The sequence below is a fragment of the Rhizobium sp. IY2 genome (genome assembly GCF_047532935.1).
GTDB classification, from domain to species: domain Bacteria; phylum Pseudomonadota; class Alphaproteobacteria; order Rhizobiales; family Rhizobiaceae; genus Rhizobium; species Rhizobium anhuiense.
The window spans coordinates 839,700-857,365 of sequence record NZ_JBLKNU010000002.1 but is presented as its reverse complement, the minus strand read 5'-3'; the positions used below and the strand labels follow the sequence as shown (position 1 = coordinate 857,365).

At 61.7% G+C, this 17,666-nt stretch carries 17 protein-coding genes and 1 pseudogene; 11 read left to right on the top strand and 7 right to left on the bottom strand.

The window, feature by feature from the left end; all coding sequences use genetic code 11:
* Entirely contained in the window at nt 1-711 is a 711-nt protein-coding gene (locus ACMUVN_RS12675) for a NapC/NirT family cytochrome c (protein WP_164735902.1), read from the top strand.
* Nucleotides 712-729: 18 nt separating this feature from the next.
* On the opposite strand, the gene ACMUVN_RS12670 is transcribed toward ACMUVN_RS12675, so the two are convergent.
* From ACMUVN_RS12670 to ACMUVN_RS12660, 3 genes and pseudogenes are all read right to left on the bottom strand, one after another.
* The gene (locus tag ACMUVN_RS12670; RefSeq protein ID WP_097543988.1) at nt 730-1,659 is read right to left on the bottom strand and encodes a phosphatidate cytidylyltransferase; all 930 of its coding nucleotides are present in this window, start codon (nt 1,657-1,659) and stop codon (nt 730-732) included.
* A complete protein-coding gene (locus ACMUVN_RS12665) occupies nt 1,656-2,276 on the bottom strand; it encodes a lysophospholipid acyltransferase family protein (RefSeq protein ID WP_097543989.1) in 621 nt (206 codons plus the stop codon). The genes ACMUVN_RS12670 and ACMUVN_RS12665 overlap by 4 nt, the downstream gene beginning before the upstream one ends.
* Nucleotides 2,273-2,903 (bottom strand): annotated as a pseudogene (locus ACMUVN_RS12660) (CDP-alcohol phosphatidyltransferase family protein). Before ACMUVN_RS12660 ends, ACMUVN_RS12665 begins: the two are co-directional and overlap by 4 nt.
* Before the next feature lie 235 nt (nt 2,904-3,138).
* Here ACMUVN_RS12660 and ACMUVN_RS12655 point away from each other — a divergent pair.
* From ACMUVN_RS12655 to ACMUVN_RS12625, 7 genes are all read left to right on the top strand, one after another.
* Nucleotides 3,139-4,125, top strand: coding sequence for a BMP family protein (locus ACMUVN_RS12655; protein WP_047613180.1), 987 nt, complete (start codon nt 3,139-3,141; stop codon nt 4,123-4,125).
* A gap of 8 nt (nt 4,126-4,133) precedes the next feature.
* Nucleotides 4,134-5,546 carry an amidase gene (locus ACMUVN_RS12650; RefSeq protein WP_097594768.1) on the top strand — a complete coding sequence of 471 codons (1,413 nt, stop codon included), beginning with the start codon at nt 4,134-4,136 and terminating at the stop codon, nt 5,544-5,546.
* The gene (locus ACMUVN_RS12645; protein ID WP_063476140.1) at nt 5,543-7,075 is read left to right on the top strand and encodes an ABC transporter ATP-binding protein; all 1,533 of its coding nucleotides are present in this window, start codon (nt 5,543-5,545) and stop codon (nt 7,073-7,075) included. Before ACMUVN_RS12650 ends, ACMUVN_RS12645 begins: the two co-directional genes overlap by 4 nt.
* On the top strand, nt 7,065-8,114 hold the full coding sequence (locus ACMUVN_RS12640; RefSeq protein WP_097594769.1) for an ABC transporter permease: 1,050 nt from the start codon (nt 7,065-7,067) through the stop codon (nt 8,112-8,114). Before ACMUVN_RS12645 ends, ACMUVN_RS12640 begins: the two co-directional genes overlap by 11 nt.
* On the top strand, nt 8,111-9,055 hold the full coding sequence (locus ACMUVN_RS12635; protein WP_063476138.1) for an ABC transporter permease: 945 nt from the start codon (nt 8,111-8,113) through the stop codon (nt 9,053-9,055). Before ACMUVN_RS12640 ends, ACMUVN_RS12635 begins: the two co-directional genes overlap by 4 nt.
* 25 nt (nt 9,056-9,080) lie before the next feature.
* Nucleotides 9,081-10,370, top strand: a complete 1,290-nt coding sequence (locus ACMUVN_RS12630; protein ID WP_097594770.1) for an amidohydrolase family protein — start codon at nt 9,081-9,083, stop codon at nt 10,368-10,370.
* A 332-nt stretch (nt 10,371-10,702) separates the two neighbouring features.
* A complete protein-coding gene (locus tag ACMUVN_RS12625; protein WP_097594771.1) occupies nt 10,703-11,695 on the top strand; it encodes a carbon-nitrogen hydrolase family protein in 993 nt (330 codons plus the stop codon).
* Nucleotides 11,696-11,988: 293 nt separating this feature from the next.
* On the opposite strand, the gene ACMUVN_RS12620 is transcribed toward ACMUVN_RS12625, so the two are convergent.
* Nucleotides 11,989-12,582, bottom strand: a complete 594-nt coding sequence (locus ACMUVN_RS12620) for a TetR/AcrR family transcriptional regulator (protein WP_097594772.1) — start codon at nt 12,580-12,582, stop codon at nt 11,989-11,991.
* 108 nt (nt 12,583-12,690) lie between these two features.
* Between ACMUVN_RS12620 and ACMUVN_RS12615 the strand changes: the two genes are divergently transcribed.
* Together ACMUVN_RS12615 and ACMUVN_RS12610 are read left to right on the top strand one after the other, a co-directional pair.
* On the top strand, nt 12,691-13,752 hold the full coding sequence (locus ACMUVN_RS12615) for an SDR family oxidoreductase (protein WP_097543994.1): 1,062 nt from the start codon (nt 12,691-12,693) through the stop codon (nt 13,750-13,752).
* An 87-nt stretch (nt 13,753-13,839) separates the two neighbouring features.
* Nucleotides 13,840-14,244 (top strand): nuclear transport factor 2 family protein, encoded by a 405-nt coding sequence (locus tag ACMUVN_RS12610; protein WP_063476133.1) that lies wholly within the window; start codon nt 13,840-13,842, stop codon nt 14,242-14,244.
* A gap of 351 nt (nt 14,245-14,595) precedes the next feature.
* On the opposite strand, the gene ACMUVN_RS12605 is transcribed toward ACMUVN_RS12610, so the two are convergent.
* Nucleotides 14,596-15,294: a ribonuclease activity regulator RraA gene (locus ACMUVN_RS12605; RefSeq protein ID WP_097594773.1), complete on the bottom strand. Its 699-nt coding sequence runs from the start codon at nt 15,292-15,294 to the stop codon at nt 14,596-14,598.
* A gap of 27 nt (nt 15,295-15,321) precedes the next feature.
* A complete protein-coding gene (locus ACMUVN_RS12600; RefSeq protein WP_097630946.1) occupies nt 15,322-16,107 on the bottom strand; it encodes an SDR family oxidoreductase in 786 nt (261 codons plus the stop codon).
* A gap of 93 nt (nt 16,108-16,200) precedes the next feature.
* Here ACMUVN_RS12600 and ACMUVN_RS12595 point away from each other — a divergent pair, with 93 nt between their 5' ends.
* Entirely contained in the window at nt 16,201-17,073 is an 873-nt protein-coding gene (locus ACMUVN_RS12595) for a LysR family transcriptional regulator (protein ID WP_063476130.1), read from the top strand.
* A gap of 6 nt (nt 17,074-17,079) precedes the next feature.
* Here ACMUVN_RS12595 and msrA read toward each other — a convergent pair whose 3' ends face one another.
* Nucleotides 17,080-17,589: a peptide-methionine (S)-S-oxide reductase MsrA gene (gene msrA, locus ACMUVN_RS12590; RefSeq protein ID WP_097594775.1), complete on the bottom strand. Its 510-nt coding sequence runs from the start codon at nt 17,587-17,589 to the stop codon at nt 17,080-17,082.
* Nucleotides 17,590-17,666: the final 77 nt, after the last annotated feature.

Sequence of the window (17,666 nt, the reverse complement as noted above, 5' to 3'; positions counted from 1 at the left end):
ATGATCGCATTTATCAGGAAAGCGGTTCTGTGGGCGTGGTCGATCCTGACGACGCCGGCGGCAACGATCGGGCTCGGCGTCCTGACGCTCGGCGGCTTCGTTGGTGGCGTTCTCTTCTGGGGCGCGTTTAATACCGCGCTGGAACTGACCAATACCGAAAACTTCTGCACCTCCTGTCATGAAATGCACGACAACGTCTATCAGGAGCTTTCGCGCACCATCCATTTTTCCAACCGATCGGGGGTGCGGGCGACATGCCCGGACTGCCACGTGCCGCATCAATGGACCGACAAGATCGCCCGCAAGATGCAGGCCTCCAAGGAGGTCTGGGGCAAGATATTCGGCACGATCAACACCCGGCCGAAGTTTCTGGAAAAGCGGCTGGAACTTGCGCAGCATGAATGGGCGCGCATGAAGGCCAATGACAGTCTGGAATGCCGCAACTGCCATTCGTCGGTGGCGATGGATCTGCAGAAGCAGACACAACGCGCCGCCGAGATCCATACCCGATATCTGCTTTCCGGCCAGGCGACCTGCATCGACTGCCACAAGGGTATCGCTCACGAATTGCCGAACATGGAAGGCATCGATCCCGGCTGGAAAATGCCGAAGGAACTCGAGGGCAGGAAGATGGTGAATGCGACGCCTATCGCCGACCTTCAGGAGGCCATGGCGAGGGCTCACGCGTCATCCATGGAGGATGCGAGATAGGCTTTCGCGGATGAATTGTCAGACGGTGTACCAGTAGCGGACGATGTGGAAGAACAGCGGCGCTGCGAAGGTGATGGAATCCAGCCGGTCGAGCACGCCGCCGTGACCCTCGATCACATAGCCCCAGTCCTTGGCGTTCAGATCGCGTTTGATGGCCGAGAGCACGAAGCCGCCGAAGAAGCCCGCGACGACGATGACCGTGCTGATGGCCGCCGCCTGCAGCGGCGAGAACGGCGTCAGGCGATAGAGCAGCGTTCCCACAAGGATGGCCGAGGCGCCGCCACCGAAGAGGCCTTCGAGCGTCTTCGATGGGCTGATGTTCGGCGAGAAGCGATGCTTTCCCAGGAGCTTGCCCCAGACATACTGGAAGACGTCGCTGAGTTGCACCACGATGACGAGATAGACGAGAAGCAGGGCGGATGGCGTACCGGTCTGCAGCATCAGAAGTGCGGGAGCATGGCTGATCGAATAGACCGTCAGCATCAATCCCCATTGCACCCTGGCGGTCCGGGCCAGGAATTCGTTGACGTCGCCCGTCAAGGTCGCCACCGCCGGCAGGATCAGGAAGGCATAGACCGGGATGAAGATCGCAAATAGGCCGTACCACGCCGTTCCGAGCAACAGGTAATGAAGTGGCAGGACGACGAAGAAGGACAGGAACAGCGCCAGGTGATCGCCGCGCCGCGATGGCGTCAGCGTCCAGAATTCGCGAAGCGCCATGAAGGACAGGAATGCGAACAGGACGACCACCGCGGTATCGCCGAGCAGAATCGCGCCGCCGAATATCGCGACCATGATCCACCATGAGCGAATTCGGGCATTGAGATTGTGGACGGTAGCGACGGATCCGGGCTCGGTCGCCCGCCGCTGAAGGGTGAAGCCAATGGCCGAGGCGACGGCCAACAGGCCGAGGATCGCGGCAAGCACGATGGAGAAATGGCTGGTCATGCGATGCGTTCTCCGTCTGCTAGCTCGATGACCGCGGCACGGGCGCGGGCCAGGAACGCGTCTTTTCCTTCGCCCGGTTCGACGCGGAGCGGCTTGCCGAAGCGCGCCGTGCAGGTGATCGGGACGATCAGCCAGCTTCCCTTGGGCAGGATGCGCTGAAGATTGTCGAGATGGATCGGCACGAGATCGACATCGGGGAAACGGCATGCAAGGCGATAGATGCCGCTGCGGAAGGGCGCGATCTCATCGCTGGCGCTTCTCGTGCCTTCCGGGAAGATCAGGACCGAGCGCCCCTCCTCGAGCAGGCGCTCGATCGGCTCCAGCGGGTTGCTGTCGGGCAGAGGCTTGCGGTCAATCAGGACGGCGCGCAGGCCTTTCTCGGCGATGAAACGGCGAAAGGCGGTCGTTCCCCAATAATCGCGCGCCGCAACCGGATGGGTCAGCCGTCGCACCGGCCACGGCAGGGCGGCCATGACGGCGACGGTGTCGACATGGCTGTTGTGATTGGCAAAATAGATGCGGCGGCGGGGGTCGGGCGTGCAGCCCCGCCACTCGCTGCGGGCGCCGACCACGATGCGGACGAAAAGCACGAGAAGGCGACGGATGAGTGCGATCATAATCTCTCCAGCGAGCGGGCAAGTCTTATCGTCCGCGTGGTGCAGGTGACGAGGCTTCCCGCCGCGATGATGACGGAGGCAAGGAGCAGCGACCAATGGCTGGCCGATATCGGCGTCTCCACGCTCTGGGCGACGAGGCCCGCCGTCAGTACCGCCATGCGGCGCTGCTTGGCCATGATGCCGCTGAAGTCCTGGGGGAAGACCGACCGCTCCTCCGAAGACCCTGATATAGGCGGTGAGTGCGGCGAGCAGCGCAGCCAGCCAGCCGAGCCAGGCAAAGCCGCAGGCATAACCGGCTGCGACGAGAAGCAGGCTGTCGGCGATCCGGTCGGGGAATTCATTGTAGAGCGGCCCGCTCTTGGTTTTCTTGCCGCCTTCGATCGCGACCATGCCGTCCAGCAGATTGCAGACGAGCCGCATCTGCACCGAGATCGCGGCGCAAACCATGGCGATCGGATGGGCCGTGAAGAGGATGAGCGCCGCGCCGAGGCTGGCAAACAGGATCGAGAAAAGCGAAATGCCGTTTGGCGTGACACCGGTGCGTGCCAGCCACGCACTCAGGCCGATCGCCCAGGACGACGACCGGCTCGCGATCGGCCGCCGCGAGGCGTCTTCTTCATCACCCATTTCAATTTCCCCAACCCGATAGTTCTATGCATATCCTGCCGGAGTCGTCGCGCCAAGCCCCTGTAGATCCTGCCCGGCAAGCACGGTGGCGCCGAGCGTGCAGCCTGCCATGCCTCGTTTTTTCAGTCAGGTCGCGGTGGCCGATCAGCCTGATTTTTAAGCCCATTCGCGGCTTGACACATTTTTAGGCGCTACTATGATTTTTGAACCAAATGGTAAAAAAGGGGAACAATCAATGACCAAAGATATCCTGATTTCACGCCGGGCAGTGATCGCATCCGGCATTGCGCTTGGGGTCAGCGGCTTTGCCCCGCTGGCAAGAGCGGCCGCGCCGCTGAAAGTTGCCGGCATTCATGCCTCGCCGGTTGAAAATGCCTGGAACTCCTGTCTGCACAAGGCCCTGCAGGACGCGGCCAAGGAAGGCGTTATCGAATATGTCTTCTCCGAAGGTGTTTCCGGCACCGATTATCCCCGCGCCATGCGCGAATATGCCGAACAGGGCAACAAGCTGATTATCGGCGAGGCCTATGCGGTGGAGAAAGAGGCCCGGCAGGTCGCGGCCGACTATCCCGATACCGCCTTCGTGCTGGGTTCGAGCGGCGAGCAGGCCGGCGATAATTTCGGTGTCTTCGGCACCTGGAACCATGACGGCGCCTATCTTGCCGGCATGCTGGCGGGCAAGATGACCAAGTCGAATATCGTCGGTTCGGTCGGCGCTATTCCGATCCCCGAGGTCAACATGCTGATCAACGCGTTCGCGGCCGGCGTCAAGGCCGTCAACCCGGAGGCAAAACACCTCGTCTCCTTCATCGGCACCTTCTTCGATCCGCCGAAGGCCCGCGAAGCCGGTCTTGCCCAGATCGACGCCGGCGCCGACATCCTGTTCGGCGAACGTATCGGTACCGCCGATGCCGCCAAGGAACGCGGCATCAAATCGGTCGGCTCGCTGATCGACTATACGCCGCGCTACCCTGACACTGTGTTTGCCAACGCCATGTGGTATTTCCGCCCGATCCTCAACGCTGCGATCGCCGATGTCGCGGCCGGAAAACCGGTCGGTCGGAACTACACCTCCTACGGCCTGATGAAGGAAGGCGGCAGCGATATCGTCTTTGTGAAGGGCGTGGCGCCCGCCGATGCGGAGGCTGCGATGGAAGCCAAGCGGGCGGAGATCAAGGCCGGCACCTTCGAGGTTCCGAAGATGATGGACGAGCCGAAGTAATTCGACTCATGCAAAGCGATGCGACCGACCTGGCGGCAGCGATCCGGCATGGCAAGCTGAGCGCTGCCGAGGCGATGCAGGCTTCTCTTGAGGCCGCTGCGCGGCAGGCGGCGCTCGGCGCGCTCGCCTATCTCGATGCCGCCATGGGCCTTGCCTCGGCGGACGACCGCGACCGGGAGCGGCGGAGCGCGCCGGATCGCTTTTCCATCAGGCCCTTTGCCGGTGTGCCGAGTTTGGCGAAAGATCTTGGCGGCCCCTTCGCCGGGCTGCCGGTCACCGCCGGTTCCCGTCTCTTCGAAAGAAAGGGCGGCGAAGCGGATTCCGATCTGGCTGCTCGTTTCCGCGACGCCGGCTTCTGCCTGTTCGGCCTGACGACGAGCCCGGAATTTGGGCTGTCGCTTGCCAGCGAACCGGCGATCGGGCCTCTCTGCCGCAACCCGCTCGATCCGGCCCGAACCGCGGGCGGCTCCTCCGGCGGTGCGGCGGCTGCGGTTGCCGCCGGGATCGTTGCGATCGCACATGCCACCGACGCGGGCGGCTCGATCCGTGTGCCCGCCGCCTGCTGCGGCCTCGTCGGAATGAAGCCGACGCGCGGCGCCATCCCGGGCGGCCCCTCCTTTGGCAACCACCTCGCCGGTATCGCCAGCGAACTCGCGGTCTGCCGTTCGGTGCGGGATACGGCGCTGATATTCGACGGGTTGGCCGGCGATTCACGAGGACCTTTTCCGGACCCCTCCTCTGTCGACAGCAACGACGGTCGTTTGCGAGCCGGCCTGCTGGTTGATACTGGGCCGGTCTATCCGACGGAGGGTGATCGGCTCGCAGCCGTCGAGGATGCGGCTCGTGCGCTCGAGAATGACGGACACCTGATCGTTCCGTTGAGCTGGGCCGCGTTCGAAGGAAGCGTCACGTCAAGCGGCCGCGCCTTCGCCGATATCGTCTCCGCCAACCTTGCGGCGCTCATCGAGGCGGCGGCTCTGGATGAAAGCAGGGCCGAGCCTCTGACGCAGGCTTTTGCTGCGCGCGGACGAGGGCTTTCGGTCACATCGCTCTGGAACACGCTGAACGAGGCCGTTCTGGTGAGCCATAAGCTCTGGACGCTGTTCGACAAGGTCGATTGCATTCTCACGCCGATGCTTTCGTCTGCGCCTCTTGCGATCGGCTCCTTTCCGTCCGATCATACCGACACGGATCTGCATCTCGAGCGGATGACGGCCTTTGCGCCGCTTGCCTGCCTCGCCAATATTTCGGGTTTTCCTGCTTTGACGCTGCCTTTCGGACAGGATGAGCACGCCCTGCCGCTGCCGGTGCAGATCATGGCGCCGATGGGTCACGAACCGCGCCTCCTGTCGCTTGCCGCACGCTTGGAGTCCGAGGGGCGGTGGCAGCATCGGTTTCCCGTCGCGGGACTGCCGTCATGACCGGGCCGGTGCTGGAGATCACAGGCGTCAGCAAGCGTTTCGGCGCCAATCTCGCCAATGACGATATTTCCATGACTCTTGCCAAGGGTGAGGTCGTGGCGCTGCTTGGCGAGAACGGTGCGGGCAAGACCACGCTGATGAGCATCCTTTTCGGCCATTACATGCCGGATGCCGGCCGAATTCTGATCGAAGGCAGGGAGGTGCCGCAGGGCAAGCCGCGCGCGGCGATCCAGGCCGGCGTCGGCATGGTGCATCAGCATTTCTCGCTCGCGCCCAATCTGACCGTTCTCGAAAATGTCATGACCGGCACGGAAAGACTGTGGTCCTGGCGCTCGGGAACTTCCGCGGCGCGCAAGAAGCTGCTTGATATATCCGAGCGCTTCGGCCTCAAGGTCGATCCGGATGCGCGCCTTGGCGACCTGTCGGTCGGTGAGCAGCAACGCGTCGAGATCCTCAAGGCGCTCTATAACGATGCCCGCATCCTGATCCTCGACGAGCCGACGGCGGTGCTGACCAATATCGAGGCCGAACGACTGTTCACGACGCTGAGGGAAATGGCCCGCCAGGGCCTTTCGTTGATCTTCATCTCGCACAAGCTCGACGAGGTGATGGCAGCGGCCGACCGCATCGTGGTCTTACGCGGCGGCAAGATGGTCGCCGAACGCAAGACGTCGGACACCAGCAAAGAGGAACTCGCCGAACTGATGGTCGGGCACCGTGTGACGCGGCCCGTGCGCGAGCCGTCGACAGCCGGCGCCATTGCCCTCGAAGCGGCCGATGTGACGGTGCGCAGCGGCGGCGTCGATCGGCTGAAGTCGATCAGCTTCCGGCTGCATGCGGGAGAAATCCTCGGCATCATCGGTGTTTCGGGCAATGGTCAGGCGACATTGGCGCATCTTCTCTCCGGCATGCTGGCGCGCAGCGCCGGCGACCTTCTGCTGTTCGGGGAAGCCGTCGGCAATCTCGGTGTCGCCGATGTCGTCGACGCCGGCATCGGCCGCATTCCCGAGGATCGCAACGAGGAAGGCGTGATCGGCGAAATGGCGATCTGGGAAAACGCCGTGCTGGAGCGCATCGCCTCATCGGCCTTTTCGCGCCGTGGTCTCGTCAATCGCAAAGCGGGCATGGCCTTCGCCAGGGAGATCATCGACGGATTCGATGTCCGCGGCGGCGGCCCGGCCATTCGCACCCGGCTGCTCTCCGGCGGCAATATGCAAAAGCTCATTCTCGGCCGCAACCTGCATCGGCGGCCGCGGATCCTGATTGCGGCGCAGCCTGCGCGCGGTCTCGATGAAGGGGCGGTGGCAGCCGTGCACGCCCGCTTGCTCGAAGCCCGCAGGCAAGGGACCGCCGTGCTGCTGATCTCCGAAGACCTCGACGAGGTGATCGCGCTTGCCGATCGCATACAGGCGATCGTCGGCGGCCGGCTGTCGCCGCCCGTCGAGGCTGAAGACGCCGATGCGCGCAGGCTGGGGCTGATGATGGCCGGCGAATGGCAGCAAAACCCAGAGGCCGGCCATGCGATTTGAGCGCCGCGAACACCGTCCGCTTTCCCTGCTGATCGTCACGCCCGTCATCGCGGTGATCGCAGCCCTGGCGCTTTCGGGCATCCTGATATCAATTGCCGGCGCGCCCGTGCTCGATGCCTATTGGCGCATCCTGACCGGTGCTTTCGGCTCGCGGCTGTCGTCAACCGAAACGCTGACGCGGGCAACGCCGCTGATGCTGACCGGGCTTGCCGCGGCCGTCGCCTTCCGGGCACGACTCTGGAATATCGGCGCCGAGGGCCAGTTCTATCTCGGCGCCATCGCCGTTGCGGCGGCAAGCTCGAAACTGCTCGGCAATCTTCCCGCCCCCATTCTCATTCCATTGCTACTGCTGATCGGCGCCATTGCCGGCATGGTGCTGATCCTGATCCCGCTCTGGCTCAGGCTGCGCTTCTCGGTCGATGAAGTCGTCACCAGCCTGCTGTTGAACTTCATCGCCGTGCTCTTCGTCTCGATGCTGATCGATGGCGTTCTCAAGGATCCGCTCGCCTTCGGCTGGCCGCAGTCGCAATCGGTCAGCGATCACGCCATGCTGCCGAAGCTGATCGCCCGTTCGCGCCTGCATATCGGCTTTGCGATCGCAATCGCGCTGGCGATCCTCGTCCATTTCATCCAGTCGCGCACCGTGTTCGGCATGCAGTCGCGCGCGGCCGGCCTCAATCCGGGCGGCGCTGTTTTTGCGGGCGTGCCCCTCGGCAGAACGCTGGTGAAGGTCGCCTGCCTCTCCGGCGGGCTTGCAGGGTTGGCAGGAGCGATCGAGGTGATGGGGGTCAAGGGTTACGTGACGACCGACCTGTCGCCCGGTTTCGGCTATGCCGGTATCGTCGTCGCCATGCTCGCCAACCTCAATCCACTCGGCGTCGTCTTTGCCGCCATTTTCACCGCCACCATGTTCGTGGGCGCCGATGGCATGAGCCGAGGCCTCGGGATCCCGACCTATATCGCCGACGTCACCGTGGCGCTGTCGCTGCTGACGATGCTGATCGCATTGTTCTTCACCCAATACAGGATCCGGCGATGATGCAGCTCTTCGACATCATCGCCTCCGCTGGGCTCTGGGCGGCAATCCTGCGGATCGCCACACCGCTGATTTTCGGCACGATCGGCGCCCTGCTCTGCGAACGGGCCGGCGTACTCAATCTCGGCATCGAGGGCATCATGACCTTCGGCGCGATGATCGGCTGGCTTTCCGTCTATCACGGCGCCGATCTCTGGACGGGCCTGCTGATTGCCGCCATTGCCGGCGGCGTCTTCGGCCTGCTGCATGCGGGCCTGACAGTGACGCTCGGCCTCTCCCAGCATGTCGCTGGTCTCGGCGTCACCCTCTTTGCCTCCAGCTTCAGCTATTATGTCTTCCGGCTGATCGTGCCGCTTGCCAATACGCCGCCCACCATCGTGCCGTTCCAGCCGATCGCCATTCCGGGTCTTTCGACTCTGCCTTTCATCGGGCCAGCCTTCTTCACGCAGACGGCGCCGACCTATCTCGCGATCGCCATCGCCCTACTGATGGCCTACATCATCTTCCGCACGCCCGTTGGGCTTGCGATCCGCATGACCGGCGAAAACCCGCATGCGGCGGAAGCTCAGGGCGTCAATCCGATGAAGGTGCGCTATGGCGCGGTGATTGCCGGAAGCGCACTGATGGGAATGGGCGGCGCCTTCCTGACCCTGTCGGCGTTCAACAGCTTTTTCCCGACCATGGTGCAGGGGCGCGGCTGGATCTGCATCGCGCTCGTCGTCTTCGCTTCCTGGCGGCCCGGTCGCGCGCTGTTCGGCGCCCTGCTCTTCGCTTTCTTCGATGCCTTCCAGCTCCGGCTGCAAACCGCGCTGAGCGGGCTTGTACCCTATCAGCTCTTTTTGATGACGCCCTATATCCTTTCCATTGCCGCCCTTGCCGTCATGGCCCGCCGCGCCCGCGTACCGCAGGCACTGATGCAGCCCTATCGTCGCGGCGAACGCTGAACCACTTCTGTCCAATGAGGCTCCGATGTTCGATCTGATCGTCAGAAATGCAAATCTCCCTGATGGCCGAAAGGGCGTCGATATCGGCATCCAGGGCGGCAAGATCATCGCGGTCGAGCCCAATCTCCAGGCGCAGCCGAGGGAAGAAATCGACGCGTCAGGCCGGCTGGTCAGCCCGCCCTTCGTCGATCCGCATTTCCATATGGACGCGACCCTGTCGCTCGGCCTGCCGCGCATGAACCTATCCGGCACCCTGCTCGAGGGCATCGCGCTCTGGGGAGAGTTGCGCCCGATCGTGACGAAGGAGGAACTGGTCGATCGTGCACTGCGCTATTGCGATCTGGCGGTCACGCAGGGCCTGCTCTTCATCCGCAGCCATGTCGACACCAGTGATCCGAGGCTTGTGACCGTCGAGGCGATGATCGAGGTGCGCGAGAAGGTCGCGCCCTATATCGATCTGCAGCTGGTCGCCTTCCCCCAGGACGGTTATTACCGCTCGCCGGGGGCGATCGACGCGCTCAACCGCGCCCTCGACATGGGCGTTGATATCGTCGGCGGCATTCCGCATTTCGAACGGACGATGGGTGAAGGCACGGCGTCGGTCGAGGCGCTCTGCCGCATCGCCGCCGATCGCGGCCTGCCGGTCGATATGCATTGCGACGAAACCGACGATCCGCTCTCGCGCCATATCGAGACGCTGGCTGCGGAAACCATCCGCTTCGGCTTACAGGGACGCGTCGCCGGCTCGCATCTGACCTCGATGCACTCGATGGACAATTATTATGTCTCCAAGCTCATTCCGCTGATGGCGGAGGCCGAGATCAACGTCATCCCCAATCCGCTGATCAACATCATGCTGCAGGGCCGGCACGACACCTATCCGAAACGCCGCGGCATGACCCGCGTGCGGGAGCTGATGGATGCCGGGCTCAATGTTTCCTTCGGGCACGACTGTGTCATGGACCCCTGGTATTCGATGGGATCGGGCGACATGCTGGAGGTCGGCCATATGGCAATCCATGTCGCACAGATGGCCGGCATCGACGACAAGAAGAGGATCTTCGACGCGCTGACCGTCAATTCGGCGAAGACGATGGGGCTTGAAGGCTACGGCCTGGAAAAGGGATGCAAGGCCGACCTGGTCATCCTTCAGGCGAGCGACACGCTGGAAGCGCTGCGGCTGAAGCCGAACCGGCTGGCGGTGATCCGTCGCGGCAAGGTCATCGCCCGCTCGGCGCCGCGCATCGGCGAGCTTTTCCTGGAAGGGCGCCCAGCCCGGATCGACGGCGGTCTGGATTACGTGCCTCGTTATTGAGGTGTCGTGGAGGTACCGGCTTACCGGAGCAGCTTCCATCTGCGCCAAAACAAAAAGGGCCGCGCGCCTGACCGTCGCATCACATCGGGTTTTGCGACATCGCAAATATCATTCGCAAAACCATCGCTTCAATCGGGATTATCGCAACAGCTTGACGAATCAGCATCTGCTCGACAATTTTATTTCGGCGTGGCCTGCGCCTAACCTCCCAGACCTTCCCCAGCATGGTCTTGAACGGAGGCAAAGGGACTTTCGTCTCAGTCCGTTGTCTTGGTCCGATCGTTTCGGGCGGGTTGCTGGGGAACTGCGTCCGAGGCGTGAAAGGCCTGACAATGACGCAAAACGGAAATCTCAAACGCCTTGTACGTGCTCGCGCAGCCAAAACCGGCGAATCTTACACCGCAGCTCTTCAACATATCCGCCAACGACCGGACGAAGCCGTGATCCGTTCGATACGGATCGCTGTCGCCCAAACATCGCTGTTCAACGATCCTCGTGATATTTCGGCGCTCCGTGCCAGCGGAGTGGAAATGCGCCGCCTTATGGAGGAAGCGCATAAGACAGGCGCTCGCCTCATACACTTCCCCGAGGGAGCGACCTGTTCGCCAAACAAACGCATCATGTCTGAGAATGGGCCTCGGGAAATTGGCCCGTCCAATTGGACGCGCTGCGAATGGAGTATTTTGCGGGAGGAACTGGAGGCAACCAGAAAATTTGCGAGCGAACTTAAGCTATGGACGATATTCGGCTCCGTCCATCAGCTCACTTCGCCACATCGACCGCATAACAGTCTCTACGTGATATCCGATCGTGGAGAACTGGTGACACGCTACGACGAGCGTCTGCTATCGAATACGAAAATCTCTTTTATGTACTCGCCGGGAAAAAATCCGGTGACCTTTGAGGTGGATGGTCTCCGTTTCGGCTGCTCGATGGGCATGGAACTGCATTATCCGGAAATTTTCACAGAATATGAGCGGCATGATGTCGATTGCGTCCTCTTCTCCACCACAGGCGAGGCGCCTTCAGCGCCTTCACTGGCTTTCGCCGCGGAGGCATTGGGACACGCTGCAAGCAATTCCTACTGGATCAGTTTTTCAGCTCATGCGCCGCAGAGCGTCACGGTCCCTTCCGGAATAGCTGCGCCTGATGGGCAATGGGCGGTACAATGCCCCACAAGTGGGGAAGCTGCGATCGCTGTTACGACCATCAGAAATGATCCGGAGTCTCCCGCAAGACCTTGGCGGCGAAACGCCCGTGCCAACCTTTACACGCCACACCAGATAGATGGTGATCCGAGGAGTGACGGTCGCAACCTATTCTGACGAATAGGTATTGGTCAGCGGGGTGGTTTACCCGCTGACCTCCCGGTGCGCGGCAAGGAACTTTTCTGCCTTGTCGCGAAGATCCTGACTTTCGAACGCGGCAAAAGCCGGGACTTTTGCAGCACACGGGTAGCGGCACAGATGGGGGGAAGCGGAAACGGCTTTTGGACGAGCTCGTGACAGAGCTGACGTTGATACGATTGCTGATGTGTGGCCGGCCGTGTCGGCCCGACAGATTCGGTTGCCTAACAGCAAAAAGCGGGTACCGGGGCTTGGCAATAGCGTAAATGCGCCTACTGGCTAGTCCTTGACGTCACGGCCACCCGCAGGAGGCGCATGAATAGTTTCGTGTCGTCCGCAAGGCTGGAGCCGTCAACTCGCGCGTGTTTGATCCCATCCATTGCAGCCACAATGATATCGGCCAGTTGCGCGGGCGGGGCCTGCAGCGGTTCAAGTTCGATCTCATCGCTCTCCACGGCGGCTATCAAGGTCTGTGTCAGCATGCTTAATAGCTTAGTCCGCGCCTCGAGCGTGATATCCGCAGCCAAGGCCATATTGGCAGCAAACAGTTCTTCCGGATCGGCACTACCGCCAAAGGGGGCGATCAACTCCCGCTGAAAGACCGATATGGCCATTTCTATTCGATCAATTGCCCTCCCCTTGCCCTCCAGAACTGCTGCCACTTCATTCAGTGTCCGGGTATGCGCTCGCATTGAGCCGGCCCGAAACAACTCTTCTTTGCTGCTGAAGCTCAGGTAGAGCGAGGCGCGCGAGATTCTCGCAGCGCGCGCAATGTCCGCCATCGAGGTTTTTCGAAAGCCAAAGCGCACAAACACCGGCAAGGCGGCGTCCAAAATCTGCGTTATTTTTTGCTCGGCTTGCATCATGTGGGCATATTGACACTTTTGGTCCATGCTGTCAAAAGGACGATTAGACAAATATAGTATATGTGTCTAATTTGGTTGAGCCGCCAGACGTGGTCACAAGGAGCTTCGATGAACACAGCGACGGACGACCCCACAACTGTAACGGTCTTGGTGACGGGCATTGGAGGGTTCCTCGCCGGGCACATCGGCTTGCAGTTGCTTGATCAAGGATATCGGGTTCGAGGCAGCCTTCGTCGCCTTGACAAGAGCGATGCCGTACAAAGCCAGTTTCGCGCGCAAATTCACAAGGATGCTCTTGAGCGCCTCAGCTTCGTTCAGGCTGATCTTGACAGCGACGATGGCTGGACTGCGGCTGTCGAAGGATGCAGCTATGTCATTCATACGGCGTCACCTTTCCCCCCGGGGTTTCCTGAAAATGAGGATGCGCTTATCCAGACAGCCCGTGACGGTGCGTTGCGGGTACTCCATGCGGCGCACCGCGCGCGCGTTAAGCGTGTGGTACTCACCTCCTCCATAGCCGCCACCAACCATGGCGACGGGAAGGCGCCTTTCACCGAAAAAAACTGGACAGACCCGGAAGGCCAACGGGCGACGCCCTACTACAAGTCGAAGACCCTGACCGAGCGGGCTGCCTGGATTTTTGCGCATGAGGTTGGCCTCGATCTGGCGGTCATCAACCCGAGCATGATTCTTGGGCCGTTACTCAGCGCGAATTTCGGGACGTCCGTGGGCCTGATCCATCATCTGATGACGGGACAATTCGAGGGCATTCCACGCTTCGGCTTCTCTGTAGTGGATGTGCGCGATGTCGCAGACGCTCACATTCGAGCGATGACCCATCCCGTGGCCAAGAGCCAACGTTTCATCGTCGGGGGCCGATTTTTCTGGCTCAGAGATTTGGTGGCCGTTCTTGCGGCTTCTTTCCCTGAGTACGCCGCCCGGCTTCCGTCAGGCGAAGTTCCCGATGAGGTCGTCAAGGCCATGGCGCAGTCGGACCCCAATGCCCGAATTATCGTTCACGAACTCAATCGAGATCTGAGTGTTAGCGCAGAAAAAGCCCAGCGTGTCCTGAACTGGCGCTCGCGCCCGGAGGAGGATGCCATACGCGCCAGCGCCCAAAGCCTCATCGACCTGGGATTGGTCCGCCGTCGGGGGGAACCGGCAATGTGATCACTATGCTCTGAAGCATTTCTACCGCGCATAGCGGTCGCCCGGTGAGGGATCGAGCGATCTCTCGTTTTCAAATGGAGAACACGCATGACAGTCTCGTTCGCCGACGCCCTTTCCACAACCAATGACGCCGACCTTCTCCGCGAAACTGAACGCGCCAGACTGCGCGCACTCGTTAGCGCGGATATTGTTCGGGCAAGACAGCTTCATGCTCCAGACTTTCAATTGATAACGCCGATCGGCGCAGCGCTTTCAAAAGACGAATACCTGGGTGCGATTGCCTCCGGACAAATCAGGTATTTGACGTGGGAGCCCGCCGAGATCGATGTGCGCCTATACGGCAGTGGGGCGGTCATTCGATATCGCGCCCAACTGGAAGTTATCTTCAGCGGCCACAAAGTCCCCCTCCATGATTATTGGCACACCGATGTCTATGAGCGTCGCGACGGGCAATGGATGGTCGTCTGGTCACAGGCGACCAGCGTCAGATAGCGGGAAGTCTTGCTGGCTGTGGCGAACGCTTTCCATGGATCGAGGCACAACTGTTCAAAGGACACCAACGGTGCGGGCGGGCCGGCTCTCAATAGAGGATGCCAACCGACGGCGGCCGAGGTGCCGCCATCAGTAAAAGAGGTCCGTCCAGGCACCACCTACAAAGACCGTTGATGTTGGCAGCCGATCGTTGGCAGGGGGCATTGCTGCAACTGTCCCAAGTCTGTGAATGACCGCTTCTGAATGTGGGGCGATCATTCCTGGACGTCTTACTTAGGTAGGAGCCGGCCACTCAAATGTCGCAAAAATCCCAGGCTTCGCGATAAAGTTGCCACCGTCTTGGCCCGGAGCCTATTTCTTCGAGGCCTCGTAGAGCGCCTTGGTTTCGGCGTTCATCGGATAGAGGCCGGGCAGCGGCACGCCTTCATCGATCCTGGTCATGATCCAGGCTTCCATCCGCTCCTGTTCCGGCGCTTCATCAAGCACGGCGTCGAGCATATCGGCCGGGATTAGCACCGCGCCGTCCTGGTCGACGACGATGATGTCGTCGGGAAAGACCGCCACGCCGCCGCAGCCGATCGGCTGCTGCCAGGCGACGAAGGTCAGACCGGCGACCGAAGGGGGGGCTGCGACGCCGCGGCACCAGACCGGCAGGCCGGTGTCGAGCACGCCGGCAAGGTCGCGCACCACGCCGTCGGTGACGAGTGCGGCAACGCCTCTCTTCTGCATGCGGGCGCAGAGGATATCGCCGAAGATGCCGGCCTCGGTGACTCCCATCGCATCGACGATGGCGACGCAGCCTTCCGGCATCGCCTCGATCGCAGCGCGCGTCGAAATCGGCGAGGCCCAGGATGCCGGCGTCGCGAGATCCTCGCGGGCCGGTACGAAGCGTAGCGTGAAGGCCGGACCGACGATGCGCGGCTGGCCGGGCTTGAGGGGAGTGGCGCCGCGGATCCAGACGTTTCGCAGGCCCTTCCTCAGAAGAACGGTCGTCAGTGTCGCGGTCGAAACGGTCTTGAGGGTTGCTATCGCTTCAGCGCTAAGGGCCATCGGTTGTCAGTTCCAATTGGGTTTCTGTCAGATACTCTGGATCATGCCGCCATCGACGCGGATCACCGATCCGGTGAGATAGGAAGCAGGCTCGCTCGCCAGGAAGGTGACGACATTGCCATATTCTTCCGGCCGGCCATAGCGGCCGAGCGGAATCTTGCCGGTGCTCTCAGTGACGATGTCGTCGATGGAACGGTTTTCGCGTTTGGCCTTCTGCTCGTCGAGGAAGGTGATGCGGCCGGTGGCGATCCGGCCCGGCAGGACGATATTGACGGTGATGCCGTCGCGCCCGACCTCGCGCGCCAGTGTTTTCGACCAGCCGACCAAAGACAGGCGCAATGCATTCGAGATGCCGAGATTGGGAATCGGCGCGACCACGCCCGACGAGGTCGAGGTGACGATGCGCCCCCATTTGCGCGCCCGCATCTGCGGCAACACGCGATCGGTAATGGCGATGACGGAGAGCACCATGCTCTGGAAATACTGGTTCCAGAGCATCGGATCCTGGCCGGAGACGGTGGTCGGCGGCGGGCCGCCGGTATTGTTGACGAGGACATCGACCGGTCCGAACTGGCGCTCGATTGCAGCGACATGCGCATCGATCGAACCGAGATCGGAAAGGTCCCATTGCAGCGCCAACGCCTTGCCGCCTTCGGATTCGATCGCAGCCGTGGTCTTCTCAGCGGCGGCGAGATCGATATCCGCCGCGGCAATTCTGGCGCCTTCACGCGCAAGTTTGACGGCAATCGCGCTGCCCAGTCCGCCGCCGGCGCCAAGCACCAGGGCCGTCTTGTCCTTCAGGCCGAAATCCATTTCATCTCCTCATATGGTCGGGCCATCTTTCGAAGCAATGGATCGTAAATAAAATATGGCTTCTGCTTCGTTCAAGAGATAGAAAAACTATCGATGGACACACGCTTTCTCGAAACCTTCATTATCGTTGCCGAGCGGCACTCGCTGGCGGAGGCGGCGCAGCGGCTGAACCTCACGCCTGCGGCCGTCGCCCAGCGCATCCGCGCATTGGAGGCCGAGCTCGGGGTGCGGCTGCTGGTGCGTTCCGGTCGCGTCATGCGGCCGACGGAGGCGGGTTTTGCCATTCTCGAACGTTGCAGGGAGCTGGTGCGCGATACACGAGACCTGAAGGCGATGGCCGGCACCGCGACGATTTCGGGCGAGATGCGGATCGGGGCGATCAATACGGCGCTGACCGGTCTCGTTCCCGACATTCTCCACCGCCTCGCCCAGGATTACCCGCTGATCGAGATCTTCCTCAAGCCGGGCTCTTCGATGGACCTCTATGCCGAGGTTCTGAACGGCGCGCTGGACGCGGCCTTCATCATCGAACCGCGATTTCCGATGCAGAAGACGCTGACCTTCAACAAGCTGCGCCAGGAACCCCTGGTGCTGATCGCTCCGCCGGACTGTAAGGGGGTGGATCCGCTCGAATTGTTGAAGACCCTGCCCTTCATCCGCTACGACCGCAACCAATGGGGCGGTCACATCGCCGATGAATATCTGCGCGAGATCGGCATCCATCCGGTCGAGCGTTACGAACTCGACGCGCTGGAGGCGATCGCGGTGATGGTAGACCGCGGTCTCGGGATCTCGATCGTGCCGGATTGGGCGCCGCCCTGGCCGGCTGGCCTTGATATCCTCAAGCTGCCCCTGCCCCGCTCGTCCGCTATGCGCACCGTCGGCATCGTGGCGACGCGATCCTCGCCACGGGCAAATCTCGTCGCCGCGCTTCTGGAGACCAGCCGCGCGGCGATGGGAGCCTGATCAATTTCAGGCGATCTTCTGACGAACCGGCAGTTTCCAGCCGGGCCGGACGAAATGGCAGGTATAACCGTTCGGAATCCGCTCCAGATAATCCTGATGCTCGGGTTCGGCCTCCCAGAAATCGCTGACCGGCACGACTTCGGTGACGACCTTGCCGGGCCACAGGCCTGAGGCGTCGACATCGGCGATCGTATCCTTGGCGACGCGCTCCTGCTCGGGGGTGACGTAGAAGATCGCCGAGCGGTAGCTCAAGCCAACATCGTTGCCCTGGCGGTTGCGCGTGCTCGGGTCGTGGATCTGGAAGAAGAATTCGAGGATTTCCCGATAGCTGATCCTTGAGGCGTCGAAGATGATCTCGATCGCCTCAGCATGGGTTCCGTGGTTGCGGTAGGTGGCATTCGGCACATCGCCGCCGGTATAGCCGACGCGGGTCGAAATCACGCCCTTGTATCGGCGGATCAGGTCCTGCATGCCCCAGAAGCAACCGCCGGCGAGGACTGCACGTTCTTCGGTCATTGGATATCTCCTTGTTTGCCGAGAGATAGTGTTTCCCGCCGAAGATTTCCATACGGCGGAATTCAGCACAGCTGTGC

Excerpts from the sequence above, each read along its gene's own strand:
- ACMUVN_RS12675 (WP_164735902.1), top strand. The coding sequence starts at position 1 with ATGATCGCATTTATCAGGAAAGCGGTTCTGTGGGCGTGGTCGATCCTG.
- ACMUVN_RS12670 (WP_097543988.1), bottom strand. The coding sequence starts at position 1,659 with ATGACCAGCCATTTCTCCATCGTGCTTGCCGCGATCCTCGGCCTGTTG.
- ACMUVN_RS12665 (WP_097543989.1), bottom strand. The coding sequence starts at position 2,276 with ATGATCGCACTCATCCGTCGCCTTCTCGTGCTTTTCGTCCGCATCGTG.
- ACMUVN_RS12655 (WP_047613180.1), top strand. The coding sequence starts at position 3,139 with ATGACCAAAGATATCCTGATTTCACGCCGGGCAGTGATCGCATCCGGC.
- ACMUVN_RS12650 (WP_097594768.1), top strand. The coding sequence starts at position 4,134 with ATGCAAAGCGATGCGACCGACCTGGCGGCAGCGATCCGGCATGGCAAG.
- ACMUVN_RS12645 (WP_063476140.1), top strand. The coding sequence starts at position 5,543 with ATGACCGGGCCGGTGCTGGAGATCACAGGCGTCAGCAAGCGTTTCGGC.
- ACMUVN_RS12640 (WP_097594769.1), top strand. The coding sequence starts at position 7,065 with ATGCGATTTGAGCGCCGCGAACACCGTCCGCTTTCCCTGCTGATCGTC.
- ACMUVN_RS12635 (WP_063476138.1), top strand. The coding sequence starts at position 8,111 with ATGATGCAGCTCTTCGACATCATCGCCTCCGCTGGGCTCTGGGCGGCA.
- ACMUVN_RS12630 (WP_097594770.1), top strand. The coding sequence starts at position 9,081 with ATGTTCGATCTGATCGTCAGAAATGCAAATCTCCCTGATGGCCGAAAG.
- ACMUVN_RS12625 (WP_097594771.1), top strand. The coding sequence starts at position 10,703 with ATGACGCAAAACGGAAATCTCAAACGCCTTGTACGTGCTCGCGCAGCC.
- ACMUVN_RS12620 (WP_097594772.1), bottom strand. The coding sequence starts at position 12,582 with ATGATGCAAGCCGAGCAAAAAATAACGCAGATTTTGGACGCCGCCTTG.
- ACMUVN_RS12615 (WP_097543994.1), top strand. The coding sequence starts at position 12,691 with ATGAACACAGCGACGGACGACCCCACAACTGTAACGGTCTTGGTGACG.
- ACMUVN_RS12610 (WP_063476133.1), top strand. The coding sequence starts at position 13,840 with ATGACAGTCTCGTTCGCCGACGCCCTTTCCACAACCAATGACGCCGAC.
- ACMUVN_RS12605 (WP_097594773.1), bottom strand. The coding sequence starts at position 15,294 with ATGGCCCTTAGCGCTGAAGCGATAGCAACCCTCAAGACCGTTTCGACC.
- ACMUVN_RS12600 (WP_097630946.1), bottom strand. The coding sequence starts at position 16,107 with ATGGATTTCGGCCTGAAGGACAAGACGGCCCTGGTGCTTGGCGCCGGC.
- ACMUVN_RS12595 (WP_063476130.1), top strand. The coding sequence starts at position 16,201 with ATGGACACACGCTTTCTCGAAACCTTCATTATCGTTGCCGAGCGGCAC.
- msrA (WP_097594775.1), bottom strand. The coding sequence starts at position 17,589 with ATGACCGAAGAACGTGCAGTCCTCGCCGGCGGTTGCTTCTGGGGCATG.